Source organism: Methanolobus chelungpuianus (genome assembly GCF_024500045.1).
Classification (GTDB): domain Archaea; phylum Halobacteriota; class Methanosarcinia; order Methanosarcinales; family Methanosarcinaceae; genus Methanolobus; species Methanolobus chelungpuianus.
Window position 1 is genome coordinate 384987 of record NZ_JTEO01000002.1, and the last position, 17500, is coordinate 402486.

General features: G+C 48.7%; 18 protein-coding genes and 1 tRNA gene. 5 read left to right on the forward strand and 14 right to left on the reverse strand.

All coding sequences use genetic code 11. From position 1 onward, the window contains the following. Nucleotides 1-30: 30 nt before the first annotated feature. From PV02_RS02860 to PV02_RS02880, 5 genes are all read right to left on the reverse strand, one after another. Nucleotides 31-879: a TatD family hydrolase gene (locus PV02_RS02860; RefSeq protein ID WP_256621857.1), complete on the reverse strand. Its 849-nt coding sequence runs from the start codon at nt 877-879 to the stop codon at nt 31-33. Nucleotides 880-968: 89 nt separating this feature from the next. Beyond that, nucleotides 969-2012 (reverse strand): AIR synthase family protein, encoded by a 1044-nt coding sequence (locus PV02_RS02865; protein WP_256621858.1) that lies wholly within the window; start codon nt 2010-2012, stop codon nt 969-971. Next, nucleotides 2005-2319 carry an MTH1187 family thiamine-binding protein gene (locus PV02_RS02870; protein WP_256621859.1) on the reverse strand — a complete coding sequence of 105 codons (315 nt, stop codon included), beginning with the start codon at nt 2317-2319 and terminating at the stop codon, nt 2005-2007. The genes PV02_RS02865 and PV02_RS02870 overlap by 8 nt, the downstream gene beginning before the upstream one ends. Nucleotides 2320-2335: 16 nt before the next feature. Then, on the reverse strand, nt 2336-2938 hold the full coding sequence (gene thiE / locus PV02_RS02875) for a thiamine phosphate synthase (RefSeq protein ID WP_256621860.1): 603 nt from the start codon (nt 2936-2938) through the stop codon (nt 2336-2338). A gap of 503 nt (nt 2939-3441) precedes the next feature. Then, nucleotides 3442-3861, reverse strand: coding sequence for a phosphate-starvation-inducible PsiE family protein (locus PV02_RS02880; protein ID WP_342765618.1), 420 nt, complete (start codon nt 3859-3861; stop codon nt 3442-3444). A gap of 407 nt (nt 3862-4268) precedes the next feature. Between PV02_RS02880 and PV02_RS02885 the strand changes: the two genes are divergently transcribed. Beyond that, entirely contained in the window at nt 4269-5297 is a 1029-nt protein-coding gene (locus tag PV02_RS02885; RefSeq protein ID WP_256621862.1) for an isocitrate/isopropylmalate dehydrogenase family protein, read from the forward strand. Nucleotides 5298-5428: 131 nt separating this feature from the next. Here PV02_RS02885 and PV02_RS02890 read toward each other — a convergent pair whose 3' ends face one another. Continuing rightward, complete coding sequence (locus PV02_RS02890) at nt 5429-6772, reverse strand: homocitrate synthase/isopropylmalate synthase family protein (RefSeq protein ID WP_256621863.1); 1344 nt, start codon at nt 6770-6772, stop codon at nt 5429-5431. 256 nt (nt 6773-7028) lie between these two features. Between PV02_RS02890 and trpY the strand changes: the two genes are divergently transcribed. Then, complete coding sequence (gene trpY, locus PV02_RS02895) at nt 7029-7532, forward strand: TrpY family transcription regulator (protein WP_256621864.1); 504 nt, start codon at nt 7029-7031, stop codon at nt 7530-7532. Between the two features lie 8 nt (nt 7533-7540). Here trpY and PV02_RS02900 read toward each other — a convergent pair whose 3' ends face one another. From PV02_RS02900 to PV02_RS02915, 4 genes are all read right to left on the reverse strand, one after another. After that, nucleotides 7541-8758 carry an NAD(P)/FAD-dependent oxidoreductase gene (locus PV02_RS02900; protein WP_256621865.1) on the reverse strand — a complete coding sequence of 406 codons (1218 nt, stop codon included), beginning with the start codon at nt 8756-8758 and terminating at the stop codon, nt 7541-7543. Beyond that, on the reverse strand, nt 8748-9440 hold the full coding sequence (locus PV02_RS02905; protein ID WP_256621866.1) for an HAD family hydrolase: 693 nt from the start codon (nt 9438-9440) through the stop codon (nt 8748-8750). The genes PV02_RS02900 and PV02_RS02905 overlap by 11 nt, the downstream gene beginning before the upstream one ends. A 590-nt stretch (nt 9441-10030) precedes the next feature. Next, nucleotides 10031-10900, reverse strand: a complete 870-nt coding sequence (locus PV02_RS02910; RefSeq protein ID WP_256621867.1) for a helix-turn-helix transcriptional regulator — start codon at nt 10898-10900, stop codon at nt 10031-10033. Nucleotides 10901-11075: 175 nt separating this feature from the next. Further along, nucleotides 11076-11147 (reverse strand) — tRNA-Arg (locus tag PV02_RS02915). A 165-nt stretch (nt 11148-11312) separates the two neighbouring features. On the opposite strand from PV02_RS02915, the gene thiS reads away from it, so the two are divergent. Beyond that, the gene (thiS, locus tag PV02_RS02920; protein ID WP_256621868.1) at nt 11313-11507 is read left to right on the forward strand and encodes a sulfur carrier protein ThiS; all 195 of its coding nucleotides are present in this window, start codon (nt 11313-11315) and stop codon (nt 11505-11507) included. A 2-nt stretch (nt 11508-11509) separates the two neighbouring features. Here the strand turns inward: thiS and fdhD are convergent, their stop codons facing one another. Genes fdhD through PV02_RS02935 form a run of 3 tightly spaced genes read right to left on the reverse strand, consistent with a single transcriptional unit; the run spans nt 11510 to nt 13843 of the window. Further along, nucleotides 11510-12340, reverse strand: coding sequence for a formate dehydrogenase accessory sulfurtransferase FdhD (gene fdhD / locus PV02_RS02925; protein ID WP_256621869.1), 831 nt, complete (start codon nt 12338-12340; stop codon nt 11510-11512). Further along, entirely contained in the window at nt 12337-13527 is a 1191-nt protein-coding gene (locus PV02_RS02930) for an aminotransferase class V-fold PLP-dependent enzyme (RefSeq protein ID WP_256621870.1), read from the reverse strand. The genes fdhD and PV02_RS02930 overlap by 4 nt, the downstream gene beginning before the upstream one ends. Beyond that, nucleotides 13499-13843 carry a transcriptional regulator gene (locus PV02_RS02935; protein WP_256621871.1) on the reverse strand — a complete coding sequence of 115 codons (345 nt, stop codon included), beginning with the start codon at nt 13841-13843 and terminating at the stop codon, nt 13499-13501. The genes PV02_RS02930 and PV02_RS02935 overlap by 29 nt, the downstream gene beginning before the upstream one ends. Nucleotides 13844-14009: 166 nt before the next feature. Here PV02_RS02935 and PV02_RS02940 point away from each other — a divergent pair, with 166 nt between their 5' ends. Next, a complete protein-coding gene (locus PV02_RS02940) occupies nt 14010-14747 on the forward strand; it encodes a HesA/MoeB/ThiF family protein (RefSeq protein WP_256621872.1) in 738 nt (245 codons plus the stop codon). An 11-nt stretch (nt 14748-14758) separates the two neighbouring features. Here the strand turns inward: PV02_RS02940 and nadA are convergent, their stop codons facing one another. Next, entirely contained in the window at nt 14759-15691 is a 933-nt protein-coding gene (gene nadA, locus PV02_RS02945; protein WP_425438340.1) for a quinolinate synthase NadA, read from the reverse strand. 280 nt (nt 15692-15971) lie between these two features. Between nadA and PV02_RS02950 the strand changes: the two genes are divergently transcribed. Further along, nucleotides 15972-17405: a sensor histidine kinase gene (locus tag PV02_RS02950; protein ID WP_256621873.1), complete on the forward strand. Its 1434-nt coding sequence runs from the start codon at nt 15972-15974 to the stop codon at nt 17403-17405. Nucleotides 17406-17500: the final 95 nt, after the last annotated feature.

Consider the following 17500-nt stretch of genomic DNA (forward strand, 5'->3'; position numbering starts at 1 on the left):
TCGTGGATCTCACTTGATTTCAGTTCCTCTTCAGATCTCGATGTCCACACTATATACTTTTTCGGGGTTTTCCTTGTGCACTTTCCAGAACACATCCTCCCCGTACTGTTCAGCAAGTTTTAGTGTCCTTTTTGGTATGGTCTTCGGACCCAGTACGGCTCCCGGCCTCTCAGGGTCGTCGATGTAATCCGTTTCCATCATGAACCTGGTGCCCTGCTGCAGGGCCTCTTCTATGGCTCCCTTTCCTGCAAGCACCCCGGGGAAGATCCCCAGTCTCTCACAAACGCTGACCATAGGCGGAGCGTAGTGCTTCACCACTCTGTGCAGCTGTATCCCGGTTTTCCTGGCGCGTTCAGTGATATCGACAAGTTCCGGCTCGCCCACGCTCTCAGTATGTAGCTGCACTGCACAGTCCAGATCAGACGCAAGGGTGAATGCATGTTCCATGACCTCGTTGGAGGCATCCCATACTTCAGGGCTTACCGGGTAGTGCGGCCTCCCGCTCTTAAGTCCGACAGCCAGTCCTCTCTCCACGTAACCTGCAGCTATGTCCAGCCCTCCTTTCATGGTCTCCTTTGCCTTTTCCAGGTCCATGTACTCAAGGAGCTTGCTGATCTCCGCAGGATGCACGCCCAGCACAGGGAAAGATATGACACCGGTCCGGTTGATCTGTCTTGATATGTCCACGGTCTCTTCAAAAACCGCAATATGGTCCTCAGGCCTTGTCACCTTTATCCCCAGGGTCCAGCTTGGCTTCATAACAAGGAAGATATGTGTACCTCCTGCATCCTGGAATTCCTTGACCGCCCTGAGCCCCTGGGCTCGGGGATCTATGTGCATGTGCTCGTCCGTTATGGGAAAAGGGGCTAAGGTTTTCATTGTTCAAGGATTGTTCCCATTAAGATAATAACCTTATGATGACATGATATCTCTCAATTAATTTAAATATCAGTTTTTATCAGTTCTTGTCAGGCTTCCGGTCCAAGACCTTTAAAGAATAAGTTCCAGAAGGGATCTGTCTCAGGCTCGGTCAGCTTTGAAGTTTTGCCGTTTCTGCAAAATATTGAATGCTCCAGCTTACTGTCAAAAACTCCAAGCTCAAAACTTTTAATACCAAGTTCATCCCATGCTCTGCGAATTATCGAAACGCTCTGAGGCTCAACGGCAGCAAGCAGGGTTCCCTCGCTGATAGCATACCATGGATCAAAATCCAGTGCTTTTGCAAACTCCGTGATATCAGCAGGCACATCGACTGAGTCCAGGTCTACATTGACAGCTATCCCTGCAGCCTCTGCCATTTCATATACGCCCCCGAGAACACCGCCTTCAGTTGCATCATGCATTGCATGCACTCCTCCGGCACTAAAGGCGCTAAGTGCATCTTCTACAACAGTTATTTCGGTGACGCGTTCAAGACACCTCTGAAGAGCATCTTCTGTCATACTTCCGGTCATGCGGTCTTTATAAAGAACGGACAGCAAAGCTGTGGCTTCTATTGCCGGCCCCTTTGTCATCAGCAGTATATCGCCGTCACGGGCCCCGCCTGGAGAGATCCAGGAGTCCTTATCGGCAATACCCCATACGGTAATGCCTCCTACAGTGGGAATATTGACAGCATCGTACCATCCTGTATGTCCTCCCGCAATACATATCCCAAGCTTTGCAGCTGCAGACGAAATAGATCGGATTATGGTCTGGGCATCCTCATCAGGGCAGGTGGGTGGAAGAAGCAGCGTATATGTCATGAACCGGGGATCTATGCCTGTTACAGCAACATCGCTGGCGCCTATATGCACTGTAAACCAGCCCATCAGGTCAAGTGGAAGTCCCGGAGCAGGGAATATCGGGTCTTCGGCAATAGCCATAACACTCCCGTCTTTCAGTTCAAGCACAGCAGCGTCAAGACCCGGGCCGGGAGGTACGAGGAGCTGGGCGTTTGGTGCTCCAAAGTTCGTCCCAAGCAAGGACTTCAGCCGGTCAGGTGAAGGTTTACCTGTACGGGTTCTACTCATGTACTATTCTCCTCTTAAGCACGGATTCCACGTCTTGGACCTTGCCTTTTAATCTTCCGGATGCACCGTTCCTGTCATCAATAGTGATATGTGTGAGAACGCGCGATGAGTGTGATCTCATATGATTGTGGCAGTCCATGATCACTCCCATGACCTTATCCTGATCGCCTTCTATGGTCGTCTGCATTGCCCCCATAATATAATCTACATCAGCAGCCTCAATTATCGGGATAAGTTCAGCTATCAGTTCTTTGAGCTCTTCTTTCTCTCCAATGGGTACCACTGAAAAACTTGCCAGTATTAACATCCTCTCCTATCAATAATTATGTGAAAAGTCTCTGAAAATAACTTACTGCTTTTTCTACATCCGGCTCTGCAACTGTGGCACTTACTGCGCATATCATATCAGCACCAGCTTTTATAACCTCGCCTGCATTCTCGGGAGTTATGCCCCCTATAGCTATTACAGGCAATGTACATGCATTCCGCACCTCCCGGATAAGCTGGATGCCTGAAGGAGGCCCGGCATCCTTCTTTGTAGAAGTGTGATAAACAGGGCCGACACCCAGATAATCAGCACCCTCCTCCTCAGCCTGAACAGCTTCTTCAAGATTGCGTACAGTAACTCCTATTATCTTGTCCGGGCCCAGCAGGTGCCTCACAATTTTAACCGGCAGGTCATCCCGGCCAATATGCACTCCGTCAGCATCTGTTGCAAGAGCGACATCTACACGGTCATTTACGATAAATCTTGCATTCCCACACAGGCTTTTAAGCTCCATGGCCTCTTTATACAACGATGCAGTTGTTCCATCTTTTCTTCTATACTGGACAATACTTGCACCCGCCTTTACTGCAGCCCGGACATCGCTTCTGTTGCCGGCAAGACTAAGGTTTGCATCAGTAATGAAATAGAACCCTTTCATTGATTTCTCCCGTATTACATCCGCTAGAGGCTCATTTTGGAAAGCTACCTTCTGTTCCCAATGTGATACTATTATTTAAAATTCGTCCTGCACCTTCTGTATACAGTGATACTGACAGTGTCTTCTGAGACTTTCCCCAAGTTACATTATAATCCTCCTTCCTTTATTGGTTATGAATCTGTCATTTGCACCCTGTCAAAATCCTGCCGTTGGCAAGAGGGTTTCAATGTTTTTGAGATGTTCCTGAAAATGTCCCGTGAACATCCTCAGGATTTAAAAGTTAAACATACATTAAGGGGGTCGGTTAAACTGCGTCTTTACAAAAGCAGGGCTTGGAATTCGAAAGATTTCTTTTCAACCTTTCCCTCTTCGCTGAGTTTATTTTATCTCTTTATCTTTTAGGTGCATGGCAGGTACTATTCCGGCAACTGCAGGGTTGCATACTTACAATTAAAGATAACCATGTCAGCTTTTTAACGGCACAGTCTAATGCGGGACACAGGCTAAATATCATTAGGATGGTATTTGATAGAGATAAACCTCATCAGGCTTAATACAAGCAACAATGCCGAAAGAACAACTAAAATGTCAAACTTAAAATCCTGACTATATACCATCACGGTGATTTCACGCATGATAATTAGGATAGTAGCATCTGTCACGTAGGTGAGCCTGATCCTCTCATGAACATCATAATCAGCAAAAGCCTTAAAAAGGTCAATAAGAACAAAGATCGTCAGAATACGGTATACCACCTGACTGAAATCACCCGTTTGCAGCAATACATATCCTATTGTCTCGAAAATGTTGACCATCGCTATGATTATTGCTAGCAGGAGTATGTAAAGTACTAAGACGGTCACTATGTGGATGGTCTTCTTATATATTTTATCATGTAGTATCATCCCGATTCTCCAAAGCATTCACAGATGTCTTGACTAACCATTTCCTTTTTTAAATATCAATATTATACCTATTATTTTCATATACCTATAAAAATTAATAAAACTAACCTATATATGATATATATATACCAAAATCTATTTATAAGCAGCAACAATATATAGAAACTACATAAGTATATAAAATGCAGAACTTGAACTGATTTCTTTGATCGTACGTAGGTATGTTTACTTACTCTGACGAATCCTATCAAGAAACTACTATAGATATTTCAAAAAGAGATATGTGTGACTGATCTGCCTTATTTGTAAAGAATGCTGGATACTGTACAAAGGGTTCAGAAATTATAGGCATGTGCCAAAATATCCCTGAAATGTCCCCAAGGCTTAAGAATCAGACATGCATTAAGGGGGTCGGTGAAAATAATATGGCCAAGAAAGCAGCGGTAATTAACGGGGACGGAGTAGGTCCCGAATTGGTCGATGCGATGATAAAGGTAGCGGATGCTGCAAACACAGGTGTCGAGTTCATCAGATGTGATGCTGGTGCCACATGGTGGGAAAAGCACGGAGGCAATTCACTGATCCCGGATGAGACATGGAATGCACTTGAGAACTCTGATGCATGTTTCAAGGGTCCGACAACAACCCCCGGAGTGGTGGGTGCACCGAGGAGTGTAGCCGTCTCCATCAGGCAGAAGTACAACCTGTATGCAAACGTCAGGCCCATCAAGACTTTTCCCAACACCCCAAGGCCACTTGGTGATGTTGACTTCGTGTGCGTCAGGGAAGGTACCGAGGGTCTCTATATCGGCGAGGAGGTCAAGCTCACGGACGATGTCTCCATAGCAATCAGGAAGATAACCCGCACATCCAGTTCAAAGGTCGCAAGATATGCATTCCAGGAGGCAAAGAGGAGGAACTTCGATACTGTCGTGGCCATCCACAAGAGTAACATTCTCAGGCGCACATGCGGACTTTTCCTCGAGGAAGTTGAGAAGGCAGGCAAGGAGTATGAGGGCATCGAGCTCTGGGAATACCACATTGACAACATCGCCCAGCAGCTCATCAAGAACCCGCAGCTGTTCAACAACAAGGTCCTGCTCTCCACGAACCTGTTCATGGATGTCATCAGCGAGGAGTGCTCGGCGCTGGTGGGTAGCATCGGTCTCATTTACTCTGCAAACATAGGCGACAACTACGCTATGTTCGAGCCTGCCCACGGATCAGTACCAAAATACGCAGGTCAGGATAAGGTCAACCCGGTTGCCACTGTGCTTGCAGGTGCATGGATGCTTGATTACCTGGGAGAGAAGGAGCAGTCAAAGGCTATTTTCAATGCAACCGAGAAGGTCATCTCAGAGGGCAAGTATGTCACCTACGACCTGGGCGGCAATGCAAAGATGAGCCAGATGACTGATGCTATCGTAAAGTATGTTGAAGCAGAGATGAAGTGATCTCCTGCTTTTCATTTTTTACAGATCTTATCTTTAATTGAAAAAGAGCATAATGGCGAGGCACATGCCTCGCCTTTTTACAGATAGGTCCGCCGGGCAGATGCCCGTCTTGGATATCCTGCTTATTCTCTTCAGTCCACACCGTGAAGATGCGGGTCCCTGCTGAACTTGCCTGTCGGCGCTTCCTGCGGATTATCATCTTCATCCTGCCTGTGCATATCCTTGCTTACCATGGGGTTGAACATGAAGTATTTCTTGACATAGGCAAGTATCTCCTCGTCGGAGATGCAGGAAACCCTCTTGTCCTCGTTGTAGAGCTTCTGGATGTCCGCCTGAATCTCCCTGAGGCGCTTGTCGTTCTTGTCCACTTCTATGTGCACATTCATCAGTTCATTGAGCGCTTCCTGGACCTTGTACCTGAGCACCTCTATGCCGGATGAATCACCGACAAGGAAGGTTCTCTTACCTCCGACTATCTCGGGCGGATATGGCTCGTATGTGAAGGGATTCTTGATGACACCTGCAGTGTGAATGCCCGACTCGTGTGCGAATACGTTCTTGCCTACCACTGATTTGTTCCTCGGTATCCTTATGCCGATCTCCTTTTCCATGAACTGGGCGAACTCCACAAGGCACTCTAGGTTGTATTTATCAAAGCCTTCAATGCGCCTCATGAGGAAGAGCAGGATCTTCTCCAGCTCCGCATTGCCTGCCCTCTCTCCGATACCAAGGAAGGTCACATTGGACCAGTTGGCACCATACCAGTATCCTGCAATGGAGTTGGGGACCGCAAGCCCGAAGTCGTCATGGCAGTGTGTCTCGATGTTCTTCACATTCAGCTCGTTCCTGAGGTGCTTGATAATAGCTGGAAGGCCGTAGGGCTCATCCACGCCTTCGAATGGCACCCCGAATCCGATGGTATCACAAATGCGTATGGTGCAGTCAGGGTCGATGTCCATGATCTGTTTGACAAGGGGGAACACGAAATTGTAATTGTCGGCGCGTGTCATGTCCTCGATATGGGCCCTTGTCCGCAGGCCGTGGTCAACGGCGTACTGGAGCGCATCAAGGTATTTCTTTTCCGCAGCCTCACGGCTTTTAAGTCCCATCTTGTCGAAGATGTGAGGGTCGGATACTGACATGAGGATGCCTGTTTCCTCTATGCCGTCGACGTTAAGGACCATATCGATATCTGCAGGGTTTGCACGTGCCCATCCTGTGATCTCCGGGAACTCATATCCCAGGTCCTGCATGAGCTTTATGGCTTTCCTGTCCCTCTCGTTGTACACGAATGTTTCCAGCTTCTCAATGCCGATCCTGTGCAGATATTCATATATCTTCACTTTGTGGTGGCTTCTTACAACTATGCCCGGCATCTGGGCACCATCACGTATCGTACTGTCGCTGATAGAGACTTCCTGCCCGAGTGGCAGTTTTATCTTCGGAAGGTCATCATAGTCCCTGTATATCTTCATTATGTTCCTCCTTCTTCGAGAAAGTTCCTCAGTTCCCGGAATAAGTGACTCTCTCAAGGGATGGCAGGATGATTTTAAGCCTGGGTAATGACCATTTGACTCCGGGCAAATATTTATTACTCACTAGCCAGTCTGGTGCTATACACATCTTCATGCTTAAAATGCTTTTCTTTCATACGGCTTCCCTGCGGTTTACAATCTTCCGTCCATAAACTAACCTTATATCTTTATAATTTAAAGTGCTAACAGGATACTTATGTGGAGTCTATTGCTCAAAAAGTTCGAAAAACACCCTGCGCAACAGAAGGTCCTGAGGCTTATGTTCGAGCGCGGCTTCCAGGTCAACGACGAAGGCAAGGTTACGTCAGGCAATATAGAGATAGCACACACCCAGCTCGCAAAGGAGGCGGGTGTTGACAGGCGCGTAGTCGATTCAACGACCGAGGTCATACTTGCCGACGACCTGCTGAGGAATATATTCCAGAACGTGAAGTCCATTCCCCTACTGCGCGAGGTTGCTCCTTTCCTCGGCCTGGGAGTCATCATCATCATCCCGGACGATGCGGCTCATGCCGGGATAATCTCTGACGTATCCACAGTGATCGCACGTCATAACATAAGCATACGGCAGGCTGTCTCGGACGATCCCTTTTTCACAACGGAGCCCCGCCTGACAATTATCACAGATTCAAAGGTTCCCGGAAGTATCGTTGAAGAGCTCCTCGCCCTGAGTTCAGTGAAAGGTGTAAGTATTTCCTGAGATGCCTGTCAGAGCACGGCCTTTGCAAAAGCCCTGAATACTCCGAAAAGATGCCTGGAATTACCCGGGCTCAGCATTTTCTTTATAAGTATGGATGGGTGATCCATGTCACCATAGGTCGTAATTGTCCCGAGCATCGAAGGCTTGTTCATGGATGCCAGAAGATCATTCAATTCAGCATCGTTCAGGCCGCCGATGAAATCATGTATCCTCATGCCGATGGCAAGTTCCCTGCCAAGTTTTGCCCGCCATCTTCTGTCGTATTCCTCAAGCCGCCTTGCCGTGGTGTCATTCTCAAGTGCTGCTGCCGCTGCAACTTCTCCGGCTATCTTTGCACAGGCAACGCCAGTGTATATTCCACCCCCTGATGTCGGTTTTACCTGTCCGGCCGCATCCCCAGCGATCATTACTCCCTGTGCATAGGTCTGGCCTAGAGGTCCTATGGGAATGCCTCCTGCCACCAGGTCAAGTTTCCCTCCTCCATAACGGGATGCCACATGGCTGTTATCCCTCAGCAGTCTTTCAAGGTACTCCAGGACACATCCGGGGTCCCTGTGAGCATCCCTGCTATCAACAGCCATTCCTATGCGGGCTATCTTATCGTTTACGGGGACTGCCCAGGCAAAGAATCCCGGTGCCTGGGAGCCCACGAACAGCTCCACGAAGTCCGGGTCGGTTGCGTCATAAGGAACTTCTATCTGCACACCGGGAAGGATCTTCTTTACCTGCCCGAGTCCTGCCATCCTTGCAATACCGCTGCGCACGCCATCGGCGCCGATGATCACTTTAGCTTTGATCGTTATGGGCGTTCCGTCCTTTATAACTGACAGGAGACTGTGGTCACCTTCATTACTGAAGCCGATTGCCCGCGTTCTCAGCCAGAGGTCCGCCCCTGCTGCAAGTGCCATGGAAGCTAAAGTGCGATCGAAAATCTTCCTTGATACCACATAGGCTTTTGTCTCTCCGCCATCTATGGGAAGGCAGTTGCCGTCCATGGAATGCACGAACGCGCCGCGCACCTTGTTAAGCACGAAGCTGTCCGAGGGTTCCACATCACATTCCTGCAATGCTCTCCTGCTGAGCAGGCCCGTGCAGCCTACAGGTGAGCCTATGAATGCATGTTCCTCTATCAACAGGACCTGTGCTCCGTGCTGAGCCGCATAACGGGCTGCCGTGGAACCTACCGGCCCGGCACCCACGACCACCACGTCATATTCAGTCCTCATCGTCCCTCTCTCTTATAAGCGTCAGGAGGTCACTAAAGCTGTAGAGTATGTGGTCGGGCTTCTCTTCGATATTAATCCTGTCCCTGTCCGGGTTCCTGTCGCCGTAAAGGGCATAGGCTGCTGCCATCCCAAGCTGCTTGGAGGGTGCGATGTCCCTTCTCAGGCTATCGCCAACGAACATGGTCTCATGGGGTTTCAGTCCCATGGAGTCCAGTGCGTGCATGAAGGTCCTGTGGGAAGGCTTCTTCCAGCCTGTTATGTCGTAAGTGAAAAGGGAATCGAACATTGAATAAAGGCCCACTTTCTCAAGCCTTACCCTGGCATTCTTCATCTCGGCATCTGTGAGAAGGCCAAGGAGGACCCTCCTTGACCGAAGCTCCATAAGAGTGCTTTCCACATCGGGATACAATTCAATTGACCTGGTCTTCTCGTGCTCATATATCCTGCAGCACTCCAGGAACCCTTCTTCTGAAAAACAGCCGTTGTCGCTCAGGTAGTCACTGATATTCCCAATATCCTCGAATCCGCGCCCCTCCCTGCGGAAATAATCGAGGAGTTCATGAGCATCACCCCTGCCAAGGTGCCTTATGATAGCTTCGCAGGCAATGGTCTTGACCCTGACAAAATCGAAAAGTGTATTATCCATATCGAAGATTATTCCTTTGATCCTGGTTCTGTCCATCAGTGCCAACTCTTTTTACTTTTTGCCTTTTCCGGCTATACGCTGGTCTGGATATGTCTGTTAATGTGCTGGGTGCAATAATGTGTTTTGTTGACTGCAAGTTATTTATACTTCTTTATTCATACGAATTTATATAAATACGCGAACTGTGCTTGTGGAGGATTGCAATGGTCAAAGGCAGAGATGTTAATAAACCGGAGTGCACGGCTTCAGAATGTCAGGCTTCAATCAGTGGCCGTGAAAACGATCGCATGAATGAGATTGAAGGCTTTCATTCGGTATGCGGGCAGGCATTTATTCGTGTTCCTTCTGATAAGCGTTCTAACATGCGCTCACTATGACGTGATCTATTGTAGGGATGAAAATTTCCGGGGAAAATACAAACTGCATTAGCCAATCTCTTATCAATGGTGCATTCCTATAAGGAATAAAAGGTACATGAAGGTTTGTTTTTATTTCATGAAGGCCGATTACTTCATGTACACGTCTTGACAACCTCAACCAACCGATTTTTAAGCGATGTGTACCGACCACTGAAGCACCTCTTTCAGGTGCTTCAAAAACTCCTTTACACGCACTGGATACGTTATCTATGAACTTCTCTTTGAGACCGATTGTTTATTCAGGATCTCGGACCTATCCATGTAATACTTAAAAAGGTCCTCTCCCCACTTCAATGCCCTTGGCGTGGAACTGACGATAATACGGTTCGTATATCTGCCATTCCTGTCCGATAGCGAGAAAGATAATACCCTGTCCGTAACTGTTATGCTCACAGGTCTTACATCCTTGCGGTATATGAGCACGTGTGAGCCCCCGCTGTTGAGAAGAGCTCCGATCTCTTTCTCATATTCCTTCTTCAGGGACGCAGAAAGGGGATTTTGATCCTGTGAAGACCCGGTATCTGTCCTCATGTCATCCTGCAGGATGTCATATACCTGTTCTGTCATTATGACGTTCAGTTCTATGCCTCTCTCCAGATAGCTGGAAAATGGGAGGAAGTAGGAGGGATGATATACAGAGATGAACGTGGATATCCTGCTGGACCCGTTTATCCTTCGGAGGATCTCTTCCTGCTGCTCGAATATGCTCGGAAGGTCCGGTTCCAGAATTTCGCACTGTTCGAGGTCCCCTATCCTGTAAAGCAGTTCCCTGGGAATGGGACCCAGATCATGGTCGGACCAGTATTCCAGATTCTCTTCATGGGTATTGAGGCTCATGATAAGATTTTGCATGTTCTCTACGATAGCTTCTCCTGTGGGGGTGAGGGAGTATGTATCATTCTCATAAGTAACAAGATTCCATTCCAGTAACTTCTTTATCTGCGGGATCATGGACTTCCATGGAAAAGCAAAATGCTCTCTGATCTCCTCTTTCGCCTTTGGCCCGTCTTTCAGGAATAACAATAGGTCCTTTCTTTTCTCCGAAAGGAATATAGTGTCAAGTAAGGAACACCTCATTATAACCCCCCTTACCTATTTTGCTTTGTATGGATATAAACTATTCCAAAAGCAGCCTGAAAAAACATTCCCCTGAAGTCTTTTAATTACGGAAGAGAGTTCAGTAGGAGGTACGAGCCAGATCACAGGGATTAATGAAATGTATCCTGAGAAGGCCAATGTTCCGGAGAACAGGCGGACCTGCCGGGACTCGAACCCGGGTTCTAAGCTCCGGAGGCTTAAGTGATATCCGCTACACCACAGGTCCGCAATGAAATGTGCTGAGCGTTTCATGGATACACTTCATTGATAATAAATCTGATGTAGGTGTGTTTTTTTGGCGGCATGCTTAAGTATCAGGGAAGTTATTTGCGGTCACAATTGTGAAGAAACATCAGCTCCAGCTAATTATTACATTCAAAAGTGATAACAGATGAAAATAAAACTCCATTCAGGAAAAACAGAGGAAATAAGCATAGAGTCCATCTCGGTAGAAGGGCTGCTCAGGCAGTTGGGCATCAGCCAGAGCGAGGTACTCGTAGTAATGAACGGCGAGGTGATCCCGGAGGACAGGATACTGGACAACGAGGCCCAGGTCCGTATCATTCATGTGGTCTTCGGAGGATGAGCTCAGTCAGCCCTCTCCCCGGATTCCTCCCCTGTACCTGGACCAGGTTCCGGACCCAGGTATGCAGCGCCTGAGGGTGAGACCTCTGATATCCTTTCCCCGCCGGAATAGATGTTCATCTTCTTTCCCCTGACAAAGCCTATGATCGTAAGACCCCGTGCTTTTGCTAGGTCCACGGCGAGGGTAGTGGTAGCACCTCTTGATACGATCACCGGTATATTGGCCACCAGGCATTTCCTGACCATTTCAGAGGATATGCGTCCTGAGCAGATAATGTATGTACGGGAAAGGTCAATGCTTTGTTCAAGCGCATAGCCAATGGCGCGGTCCAGAGCATTGTGCCTGCCGATGTCCTCTATTGCCTGTATCTTTCCTTCTGTGCCATACAGGCCCACGACATGGATACCACCGGTCTTAACGTGAAGCTCCGAATCAAGCCCCTCTTTCACAGCGTTTCTGATCTCCTCTGCACTGAGGATAAGACCGGATCTTATCTGCGGAAGTTTCCCTATGTCAAGGAAGGACATGCTTCCGCCGCATCCGCTCAGGACTGTCTTGTGGGACATCAGTATCCTGAAGGGATCAGTGGTGAGGACATCAGCTGTGTTTCCTTCTATACTGATGGATTCTATCTCCTCGATACCTTTGATGATGCGCTCGGTATAGAGGAAACCTATCACGAATTCCCTTAGCATGACCGGGCTTGTCATCGCTGTAAGGGCGTGGCGCCCGTTGACTTTTACAGCAAGAGGCATCTCCTCGATGACAGGATGGGTTTCCTCTGAGAATGATCCTCCGTCTCCCTTTATGCAGGGTATCTCCTTGAACATCATAACCTCCTTGTGATCTCTGCAAGGGTATCCAGCAGCAGATCTATCTCCTCTGCAGTGTTGTACAGGTAAAGGCTCACCCTGACGGTGCCGCCGGGAATTCCCATGTGATGCATCAGGGGCTGGCAGCAGTGTTCTCCGGAACGCGTCATGATCGCGGCTGCCTCATCCAGTATGTGCGAGACCTCATGGGGATGCATGCCTTCTATGTTGAAGGAAACGACACCTATTCTCTCTGTATTATCCGTGGGGCCGTAGATGCGGACATGTTCCATTGATGCTAGTCCTGTGAGCAGCTTGCCTGTAAGATGCTCTTCGTGCCTTCTTACGGAATCCATGCCTGCACCTTCCAGGTATTCCACAGCTCTCCCGAGCCCTATCATCCCTGCAATATGGGGTGTTCCGGCCTCGTAGCGCTGATAGCCTGCTGCAAGGGTGTAACTCTCGGCCGAAACGCTCTCGATCATTCCCCCTCCCACAAGAAGGGGATCGATATCGTCATCCTTCATCCAGAGTATCCCGGTGCCGGTAGGCCCAAGCATCTTGTGGCCCGAAAAGCAGAAATAATCACATCCTATGTCTTTGATACTGACCGGAAGATGAGGTGCCGATTGTGCACCATCGACGAGCAGCCTGGCGCCATGTTCCTTGCAGATGCCGGCGATCTCCTTCACAGGCAGGACGGTGCCAAGCACGTTGGATGCGTGCGAGAGGGCTACCAGGCGGGTGCTGTCATTAATGGCAAGCTCAAAGGCCGAAAGGTCGAAAGTACCATCAGCCTGCGGAACCACAACTTCCGTCCTCACTCCTCTGTCGCGCAGCCGCATCCAGGGAAGGAAGTTTGAATGGTGCTCCATGGCAGTTGTTACCACGGTATCCCCTTTCTTCCAGCTGAGCCCGCACGCCACCATATTGATCGCTTCGGTGGTGTTCTTGGTCAGTACGGTAGTGCCTTCCCCGGCACCTATGAAACGGGCGACTTTCTGATGAGCGTTGTGATATTTCTGCGAAGCGAGGCTGGTAAGGCGGTGCACTCCCCTTCCAACGTTAGCCCTGTACAGCCTCTCGTACTCATTCATGGCATGGATGACAGGTTCAGGTGAGAGGCTGGTGGCTGCGCTGTCAAAGTATATGATATCTTTCAGAAGCGGAAAATCTCTTCTAATCTCGGTGGATCTCACTGCAATCATCTTCTTCCCTGCCGCCACACCTGCCATCTGTATCACGTAACTGCATGCATATCCTGCATACCCTGGGTGTGATATCTGCGACGCGGTTATCTTTGATGTCCCGGGCGAGCAGTCTTATCGAATCCCTGATCTCATCCTCGAAAACTATCCTGTAGCCTCTTTTCTTGGAAAGGTACTGCGAGACGGCAGAAGGCGCCATGTCCAGTTCCCTGGCTATCTCCTGCTGAGTAAGGCCGCAGTTTGCGAGCTCCTCTGTAATAGCTGCCCTTATGGCAGGCAGGATATCCCAGACAACTTTCTCACAGGGCAGTTTCATATTGTAGTCCTCATTTGCCTTGGTCGGTATGCTGCTGACAATTTCACAATTGCGATTGAGCCTGTGACTTAAAGTATTTTTCGGCCTTGCTGCAGTCTAGGATCACAGATAACCCTGCCCTCCTGCCGGGATCAAGCTTTTGTGCTTTGAGGGGAAAGAATAGGGCATGTTAAGTGAACACGAACTTGAGCGCTATACAAGACAGATCATGCTGTTTGGAGAAGAAGGCCAGCTAAAGCTGAAACAGGCCAGTGTGTTCATAGCCGGAGCAGGTGGCCTTGGATGTCCTGTGGCACTGTACCTTGCAGCAGCAGGAGTGGGCCACCTGCGCATTGTGGACAAGGATGTGGCAGAGCGTTCAAATCTCAACAGGCAGGTGCTCCACTGGGAGCAGGACATAGGGAAAGAGAAGGTCATATCGGTTGAAGAGAAGCTGCTTGCTGTCAATCCCCATATAGGGGTAGAGGCCTTCTGCAAGGTCATTGATGGGTCCAATGTCTCCGAGCTGGTGGGAGACTCAGATCTGATCGTGGATGCAATGGACAATTATCCCGCAAGATACCTGCTCAACCGCACAGCCCATGAGAAGGGCATACCTCTTATCCATGGTGCGATACGCGGTTTTGATGGCCAGGCAACGACTGTGGTCCCTGGAAAGAGTGCATGCCTGAGCTGTATCTTTCCCTGTGAGCCGCCATCGGAAGTGTTCCCGGTGGTAGGTGTGACCCCTGGTATCATAGGCATGATACAGGCCAATGAGGTGATCAAGTATCTGACGGGAGCAGGCGATCTGCTCACAGACAGGCTTCTTATCTGGAATGGCATGTCCTCAGAGATGGAAACCCTGAGGTTCGGCAGGCGCTGCGACTGCGAAATATGCGGTAGTGCTGCCGGAAAAATATGAGCACAGGCGGCCTAACGGATATCAAGCATTCTCCGGATTGCCAGGCGTGCTCCCTCTGCAATGTCATCCGGCACTGTTACCCTGGGTTTAAGGGTCTCAAGGGACCTGTGTACTTTAGACAGGTCTGTCTTCTTCATGGTCACACAGACCGCGCCTGAAGACAGGGGATAGCATAACTTGCCGGGACAGTCCCTTTTCATACGGTGAAGTATACCCACTTCTGTCCCGATGATGAATTCCCTGCTATCGGTCGAGCATACATGCCTGATCATGCCGGACGTGGAGAATACGTGGTCTGCAAGGTCAATGACCTCGGGCCTGCACTCAGGGTGCACCAGTACCTCTGCTCCGGGATGATCCCTGCGGGCCTGAAGCACATCGGCAGGAGTTATCCTGTCGTGCACAAAGCAGAAGCCTTCCCAGGGAAGTATCCTCTTGTCCGTGAACCTGGCAACATAGCGCCCGAGGTTCCTGTCCGGGACGAAGAGTATATCTTCCTCTTTCAGTGACCGCACGACCTGCACTGCGTTCGCTGAGGTGCAGCAAACGTCACTCTCAGCCTTGACCTCTGCACTGGTATTGACATAGCAGACAACAGCAGCCTCAGGGAATCTCTCCTTGAGTACACGCAATTCCCCTGCGGTGATCATGTCAGCCATGGGGCAGTTGGCATCGGGAGCCGGCAGCAGCACTGTCTTCTCCGGTGAGAGGACGGCTGCTGTCTCTGCCATGAAGTCAACACCGCAGAAGACAATGATCTCATTGTCAAGGGTGGCTGCTTTTCTTGCGAGTTCCAGCGAATCCCCCGTGAAGTCCGCAATGTCCTGCACATCGGCTGTCTGGTAGTTATGTGCAAGTATGATTGCGTCCTTCTCTTGTTTGAGCCTTAGTATGCTCTCTTTCAGCAGGTCCATATCAGGGACCTTCTTGTCGATATCAATCATTATTGGACCTTTCTGGAATTGATTTTTTAATGGATACGCGATATCTGTTGATTCACAATTGTAAATCAAATGTGTCTATCCTGTTATCCGTATTTATACATATTGTCCTGTGGATTCCAAGTCTGACAATTATCAAAAATAATGTGCCATGGAAATATTTTATGGCAACTGCTTGTGTTTGTAGGATATCTTTATATTTTAAGCGATTAAATCCTAACTGATTGCTGGTTATGTCAACACCATTTGCCTAAAAGTATATGTTGTTTTTAAAGGTTCCAAAATGCCCATAATTGCCTCCGAGAAAAAGTACAAAGAACCTGCTATCGTGCTCCTGATCCTATTATCCTTGTACCTGATCAGTGCCAGGAATTACCTTTTATTTCACACCGTGGCTGAGATATTCAGTGTTGTTGTAGCATCAGCAGTCTTTGTCATTGTATGGAACTCCCGGTCATCCATGAAGAACAATTATTTGCTGTTCATTGGTATCGCTTATCTTTTCATAGGAGGTCTTGATCTGCTCCATACTCTCGGTTATAGGGGAATGGGTGTCTTTCCGGAGCATGATGCAAACCTCCCCACCCAGCTCTGGATCCTTGGAAGGTACATGGAAAGCATTTCCTTTTTGATCGCACCTTTTTTCCTGGAGCGTGCTCTTAATCCGAAGGCAGTGCTATCCGGATATTTCCTGATCACTGCCCTGGCGCTTGTATCTGTATTCACGGGATCCTTCCCGGACAGTTTTATTGAAGGTTCCGGGCTCACAACATTCAAGGTACTGAGTGAGTATCTCATATCCCTGATATTTCTTGGTTCGCTCATCGTGTTGAGAAAGCACAGGGACAGGTTTGACAGTAATGTATTGTTCCTTCTGTCGGTCTCTATAGCATTGACGATAGCTGCAGAGCTCTTTTTCACATTCTATATTGATGTGTACGATTTCTCGAATCTTATGGGTCATTACTTAAAACTGCTTTCCTTTTACCTTGTCTATAAGGCCGTTGTTGTGACAGGTCTGACGAAGCCGTATGAACTGCTATACAGGGAATTGAAACAAAGCGAGAACGATCTGCGGAAGGAAAAAGAAGCGCAGGCCAATCTGGCGGAAACCCTGTCCCTTGTGAACAGGATTCTTCGCCATGATGTCCTCAACGACCTTAATGTAATTTATATGGCTTTGGACAACCTGAGTGAAAGGAGCGAATCCCGGGAGACGGAGCTGTCTAAACAGGCCGTTAACAGGAGCCTTAAACTTATAGAGGAAATGCGTAACCTGGAGGATACCGGCTATTCCGGCTGCCTCAACTCATGTGAACTCAGGCAGATGATAGGCGAGATATCAGAGGACTTTCCCGTGCAGGTTAATATAAGTGGAGAGTGCAGTGTGATAGCTGACAAGGCTCTGAACTCGGTGATAGGCAATATTATCCGTAACGCCATAGTCCACGGTAAAGCTGATACGATAGATATCCGGCTGGAGCAGGGACCTGAGCTGTGTGAGATACAGATCGCCGATAATGGATGCGGGATCCCTGACGATGTGAAGGCACATGTTTTTGAAAAAGGATTCAAGCACGGAGAAACAGGACATACAGGTTTTGGCCTCTACATTGCACATAAGGTCATAAGCAGATATGGGGAGATAAGCCTGAAGGACAATTATCCTGCCGGGACTGTATTCATACTGAAACTAAAATCTGCTGAACCATCCTGAAAACTTCTGCAGCACACTGTTTCGCATAAGCACAGACTCCCGTCTTAGCAAAAAATCAAAAGAAGAATTGGGTTGTTACAGAATATATTCTGTAA

Excerpts from the sequence above, each read along its gene's own strand:
- PV02_RS02860 (WP_256621857.1), bottom strand. The coding sequence starts at position 879 with ATGAAAACCTTAGCCCCTTTTCCCATAACGGACGAGCACATGCACATA.
- PV02_RS02865 (WP_256621858.1), bottom strand. The coding sequence starts at position 2,012 with ATGAGTAGAACCCGTACAGGTAAACCTTCACCTGACCGGCTGAAGTCC.
- PV02_RS02870 (WP_256621859.1), bottom strand. The coding sequence starts at position 2,319 with ATGTTAATACTGGCAAGTTTTTCAGTGGTACCCATTGGAGAGAAAGAA.
- thiE (WP_256621860.1), bottom strand. The coding sequence starts at position 2,938 with ATGAAAGGGTTCTATTTCATTACTGATGCAAACCTTAGTCTTGCCGGC.
- PV02_RS02880 (WP_342765618.1), bottom strand. The coding sequence starts at position 3,861 with ATGCTTTGGAGAATCGGGATGATACTACATGATAAAATATATAAGAAG.
- PV02_RS02885 (WP_256621862.1), top strand. The coding sequence starts at position 4,269 with ATGGCCAAGAAAGCAGCGGTAATTAACGGGGACGGAGTAGGTCCCGAA.
- PV02_RS02890 (WP_256621863.1), bottom strand. The coding sequence starts at position 6,772 with ATGAAGATATACAGGGACTATGATGACCTTCCGAAGATAAAACTGCCA.
- trpY (WP_256621864.1), top strand. The coding sequence starts at position 7,029 with ATGTGGAGTCTATTGCTCAAAAAGTTCGAAAAACACCCTGCGCAACAG.
- PV02_RS02900 (WP_256621865.1), bottom strand. The coding sequence starts at position 8,758 with ATGAGGACTGAATATGACGTGGTGGTCGTGGGTGCCGGGCCGGTAGGT.
- PV02_RS02905 (WP_256621866.1), bottom strand. The coding sequence starts at position 9,440 with ATGGACAGAACCAGGATCAAAGGAATAATCTTCGATATGGATAATACA.
- PV02_RS02910 (WP_256621867.1), bottom strand. The coding sequence starts at position 10,900 with ATGAGGTGTTCCTTACTTGACACTATATTCCTTTCGGAGAAAAGAAAG.
- thiS (WP_256621868.1), top strand. The coding sequence starts at position 11,313 with ATGAAAATAAAACTCCATTCAGGAAAAACAGAGGAAATAAGCATAGAG.
- fdhD (WP_256621869.1), bottom strand. The coding sequence starts at position 12,340 with ATGATGTTCAAGGAGATACCCTGCATAAAGGGAGACGGAGGATCATTC.
- PV02_RS02930 (WP_256621870.1), bottom strand. The coding sequence starts at position 13,527 with ATGATTGCAGTGAGATCCACCGAGATTAGAAGAGATTTTCCGCTTCTG.
- PV02_RS02935 (WP_256621871.1), bottom strand. The coding sequence starts at position 13,843 with ATGAAACTGCCCTGTGAGAAAGTTGTCTGGGATATCCTGCCTGCCATA.
- PV02_RS02940 (WP_256621872.1), top strand. The coding sequence starts at position 14,010 with ATGTTAAGTGAACACGAACTTGAGCGCTATACAAGACAGATCATGCTG.
- nadA (WP_425438340.1), bottom strand. The coding sequence starts at position 15,691 with ATGATTGATATCGACAAGAAGGTCCCTGATATGGACCTGCTGAAAGAG.
- PV02_RS02950 (WP_256621873.1), top strand. The coding sequence starts at position 15,972 with ATGCCCATAATTGCCTCCGAGAAAAAGTACAAAGAACCTGCTATCGTG.